This window comes from Burkholderia sp. WAC0059 (assembly GCF_002870125.1).
In the GTDB taxonomy this organism is placed as follows: domain Bacteria; phylum Pseudomonadota; class Gammaproteobacteria; order Burkholderiales; family Burkholderiaceae; genus Paraburkholderia.
Genome location: NZ_PNEO01000046.1, coordinates 1 through 5605, shown reverse-complemented (window position 1 = coordinate 5605; position 5605 = coordinate 1). Strand labels below are relative to the sequence as shown.

Here is a 5605-nt window from a genome sequence, read left to right as displayed (position 1 = left end):
CAGCGCGACGACGGTCGAGGGCGGCGGCTATCAGCAGGTCGACAGTGGCGAGGCCGACGGCACGCAGATTCAGAGCGGCGGCGAGCAGGACGTCTACGGCGGCGTGACTTCCGACACCACGATCAGCGGCGGCGGCAGTTCGTACGTCGAGGGCGGCACGGCCAGCGCGACGACGGTGGAAGGCAGCGGCTATCAGCAGGTCGACGGCGGGACGGCCGTCGGTACGACGGTGAGCGCCGGCGGCTCGCAGACGGTGACGACGAGCGGTACGGCGCGCGGCACGCAGGTCGAGAGCGGCGGCGTGGAGAGCCTGTCGGGCAGCGGCGTCGGCGAGACGATTTACGCCGGCGGCTCGGAGACGGTCTATGCCGGCGGCACGGACAGCGGCGCGACGCTCTCGGGCGGCAGTCAGACGATCAGCGCGGGCGGCAGCGCGACCGGTACGACGGTGAGCGGTGGCGGTTCGCAGACGGTGCTGGCGAGCGGCACGGCGAGCGGCACGCAGGTGGCGAGTGGCGGCGCGGAGAATCTGGCCGGCTCCGGTTATGGCGAGACCGTGTTCACGGGCGGTTCACAGACGGTCGAATCGGGCGGGGTGGACAGCGGCGCGACCCTCTCGGGGGGCAGCCAGACGATCGACGCGGGGGGCAGCGCGACCAATACGACTGTCGATGCGGGCGGGTCGCAGACGGTCGACGCGAACGGCAATGCGACCAGCACGACCGTGAGCGACGGCGGCGTGCAGACGGTGTCGGCGAGCGGCACGGTGAGCGGTACGCAGGTTTCGAGCGGCGGCACGGAGAATCTGGCGGGTTCCGGCTCTGGCGAGACCGTGTTCACGGGCGGGTCGCAGACGGTCGAGTCGGGCGGCGTGGATCGTGGCGCGACGCTCTCGGGCGGTGGCCAGACGGTCGACGCCGACGGCAGCGCGACGAATACGGCCGTCGACGCGGGCGGCTCGCAGACCGTCGACGCGAACGGCAATGCGACCAGCACGACCGTGAACGACGGCGGTACGCAGGTCGTGCTGGCGAGTGGTACGGTCAGCGGCACGCAGGTTTCGAGCGGCGGCACGGAGAATCTGGCGGGTTTCGGCTCTGGTGAGACCGTGTTCACGGGCGGTTCGCAGACGGTCGAGGCGGGCGGCATCGACAGCGGTGCGATGCTCTCGGGCGGCAACCAGACGGTCAGCGCAGGCGGGACGGCCAGCGGCACGACCGTCGGCGGCGGCGGGGTGCAAACGGTGTCGGCCGGCGGCACGGCCTCGGGCACGACGGTCGACAGCGGCGGCACCCAGGCGCTGTACGGCAGCAGCACGGTCGGGGACACGACGATCAATAGCGGCGGCACGCAAAGCGTGAACTCGGGCGCAGTGATGAGCGGGCAAGCGCTGGGTGACGGCGCCACGCAGATCGTGACCGCGAGCGGCACGACGGTCGGCACGGACGTCGGCAGCGGCGGCTCGCAGACGCTGAGTTCCGGCGGGGTTGCATCGTCTACGCAGGTGGATTCGGGCGGCACGCAGGACGTGGATGCGGGCGGCGTGGCTTCGGGGACGACGGTCGACAGCGGCGGCACGGAAACGCTCGCGGGTTCGGGCTACGGCGAGACCGTGCTGGCGGGCGGTTCGCAGACGGTCGAAGCCGGCGGCCTCGACAGCGGCGCGACGCTCTCCGGCGGCAGCCAGACGATCAGCGCGGGCGGCAGCGCGGTCGACACGACCGTCAGCAGCGGCGGCACGCAATCGGTCTCGTCGGGCGGCGCGGCCTCGGGCACGACCGTCGATGCCGGCGGCTCCCAGACGGTCAGTGCCAGCGGCAGCGCGACGAGCGCGACCGTGAACGACGGCGGCACGCAGACGGTGCTGACGGGCGGCATCGAAAACGGCACGCAGGTCGAGAGCGGCGGCACGGAAAACCTCGCGGGTTCGGGCGCTGGCGAGACGGTGTTCGCCGGCGGTTCGCAGACGGTCGAGTCAGGCGGCACGGACAGCGGCGCGATGCTTTCGGGCGGCTGGCAGACGGTCAGCTCGGGCGCGAAGGCCGATGGCACGCAGGTGGACAGCGGCGGCGGCCAGGTGGTGGAGGCCGGTGGCACGGTCAGCGGCACGCAGGTGAGTAGCGGCGGCGTGGAGGCGCTGTCGGGCAGCGGCTTCGGCGAGACGATCGACGCAGGCGGTTCGCAAACGGTCTATGCCGGCGGTACGGATAGCCGCGCCACGCTTTCGGGCGGCAGCCAGACGATCGAGGCCGGCGGCAGCGCGACGAGCACGACGGTGAGCGGCGGCGTGCAGTCGGTGTCGTCGGGCGGCGCGGCGCTGGACACGACCGTCGATGCCGGCGGCTCGCAGACGATCAGCGCGGGCGGCACGGCCAGCGGCACGACGGTCGACGGCGGCGGGACGGAAGCCCTCGCCGGCAAGGGCTACGGCGAGACCGTCTCGTCGGGCGGCGCGCAGACCATCGCCTCGGGCGGCGTGGACAGCGGCGCGACGCTCGACGGTGGCAGTCAGACCGTCGACACGGGCGGCAGCGCGACGGGCACGACCGTGAACGATGGCGGTACGCAGACGATCGATGCGGGCGGCACGGCCGACGACGCAACCGTGAGCAGCGGCGGCACGCAGTCGGTGGCGGCCGGCGGCACGGTCAGCGGCACGACCATCGGGAGCAGCGGGACGGAAGCCCTCGCCGGCAAGGGCTACGGCGAGACCGTGTCCGCGGGCGGCTCGCAGACGGTCGAAGCCGGCGGCACGGACAGCGGCGCGGTGCTCTCGGGGGGCAGCCAGACGATCGACGCCGACGGCAGCGCGACGAATACGACCGTCGACGCGGGCGGTTCGCAGACGGTCGATGCGAACGGCAATGCGACCGGTACGACCGTGAACGATGGCGGCACGCAGGTCGTGCTGGCGAGCGGCACGGTGAGCGGTACGCAGGTGGAAAGTGGCGGTGCGGAAACGCTCGCGGGCAATGGCGCTAGCGAGACGGTGTTCACGGGGGGCTCCCAGACAATCGACGCCGGCGGCGTGGACAGTGGCGCAACGCTGTCGGGCGGCACGCAGACCGTCGATTCGGGCGGCACGGCTTCGGGCACGCAGATCGACGCCGGCGGCAGCCAGATGGTCAATGCGGGCGGCGGCGCGACGAGCGCGACCGTGAACGCCGGCGGCTCGCAGACGGTGACCGCGAGCGGTACGGCATCCGGCACGCAGGTGGCCAGCGGCGGTCTGGAGACCGTGACTTCGGGCGGCGTGGTGTCGGGCACGACGGTCGAGAGCGGCGGCGCGGAGAATCTGGCGGGTTCGGGTTACGGCGAGACCGTGTTCGCGGGCGGCTCGCAGACGGTCGGCTCGGGCGGCGTGGACAGCGGCGCAACGCTGTCCGGCGGGGCGCAGACGATCGTTGCGGGCGGCGCGGCCTCCGGGACGACCGTCGCTGCGGGCGGTTCGCAGACGGTCGGTTCGGGCGGCAACGCGACGGACACGACGATCGGGACGAGTGGTTCGCAGACGGTCGACGCGGGCGGCACGGCCGATGGCGCGACCGTGAACGACGGCGGCACGCAGACGGTGTCGGCCGGCGGTGTCGCGAGCGGCACCCGGGTTTCGGGCGGCGGCACGGAAGACCTCGCCGGTTCGGGCTACGGCGAAACGGTATTCGCGGGCGGCTCGCAGACGATCGCATCGGGCGGCATCGACAGCGGCGCGACGCTCGAAGGCGGTGACCAGACGGTCAGCGCGGGCGGGACGGCCAGCGGCACGACGGTCGGTGACGGGAGTGTGCAAACGGTGTCGGCCGGCGGCACGGCCTCGGGCACGACGGTCGACAGCGGCGGCACCCAGGCGCTGTACGGCAGCAGCACGGTCGGGGACACGACGATCAATAGCGGCGGCACGCAAAGCGTGAACTCGGGCGCGGTGATGAGCGGGCAAGCGCTGGGTGACGGCGCCACGCAGATCGTGACCGCGAGCGGCACGACGGTCGGCACGAACGTCGGCAGCGGCGGCACCCAGACGGTGAGTTCCGGGGGCGTGGCCTCGGCCGGTCAGATCGGCCCGGGCGGCGCGCAGACGGTCGACGCGGGCGGCACGGACCGCGGCACGACGGTGGGCAGCGGCGGCACGGAAAACCTGGCCGGTGCCGGCGACGACGAAACGGTGCTCGCCGGCGGTTCGCAGACGATCGACGCCGGCGGCGTCGATAACGGCGCAACGCTTTCCGGCGGTACGCAGATCATCGATTCCGGAGGGGCGGCCTCGGGCACGCAGATCGACGGCGGTTCGCAGACGGTCGATGCCGGCGGCAGCGCAGTCAGCGCAACGGTGAGCGGCGGCGGGCAATCCGTCCTGTCGGGCGGTATGGCCTTGAGTTCGACGGTCGAAGCCGGCGGCACGCAGACCATCGTAGCGGGCGGCACGGAGAGCGGCACGCAGGTCGGCAGCGGCGGGACGGAAAACCTCGCGGGTTCGGGTGCTGGCGAAACGGTGTTCGCCGGCGGCTCGCAGACGCTCGAAGCCGGCGGCGCGGATAGCGGCGCAACGCTGTCGGGCGGCACGCAGATCATCGATTCCGGGGGGACGGCCTCGGGCACGCAAATCGACGGCGGCGGCAGCCAGACCGTCGACGCGGGCGGCAGTGCGATCCGCGCCGCGATCAACAGCGGCGGCGCGCAGACGGTGGCCTCGGGCGGCGTGGACAGCGGCACGACGGTCGACAGCGGCGGGACGGAAGACCTGGCCGGTTCCGGCTCCGGCGAGACGGTGCTCGCGGGCGGTTCGCAGACGGTCGAGTCGGGCGGCGTCGATAGCGGCGCGACGCTCTCGGGCGGCAGCCAGACGATCAGTGCTGGCGGCAGCGCGACCAGCACGACGGTGAGCGGCGGCGTGCAGTCGGTGGCTTCGGGCGGGACGGTTTCGGGCACCGTCATCGATGCGCACGGTTCGCAGACGGTATCGGCCGGCGGCACGGAGAGCGGCACGCAGGTCGGCAGCGGCGGGACAGAAAACCTGGCCGGTTCGGGCTCCGGCGAGACGGTGCTGTCCGGCGGCACGCAGACGATTACCGGCAAGGATAGCGGCGCGACGCTTGATGGCGGCAGCCAGACGATCGGGGCGGGCGGCAGTGCGACCAGCACGACGGTGAATGCGGGCGGCACCCAGTCGGTGTCCTCGGGCGGCGTGGCCTCGGACACGACGGTCAACGACAGTGGCACGCAGGCGCTGTACGGCGGGGGCATCGCGAGCGGCACGATCATCAACAGCGGCGGCACGCAGAGCATCAACTCGGGCGCAGTCGCGAGCGGCTCGGTGCTAAGCGGCGGGGGCAACCAGGACGTGGGCTCGGGCGGCAGCGCCGTCGCAACACAGGTGGACAGCGGCAGCGAGCAGGCGGTGCTGTCAGGCGGCGTGGCCTCGGGCACGGACGTGAACGCGGGCGGCTCGCAGACGGTGAGCGCGGGCGGCAGCGCCACGGACGCGACGGTGAGCGGCGGGGGCGTGCAGACGGTCTTGGCCGGCGGGGTCACCAGCGGCACGACGGTCGACAGCGGCGGCACGGAAGACCTGGCGGGCTCCGGCTACGGCGGAACGGTCGCGGCCGGCGGC

Annotated in this window: 1 protein-coding gene; it reads left to right on the top strand. The window is 73.2% G+C overall.

Translation table 11 applies throughout. The features are described from left to right. Positions 1 to 5605: AIDA repeat-containing protein (locus CY652_RS23530; protein ID WP_102133109.1), on the top strand; the 5605-nt coding region annotated here is incomplete at both ends.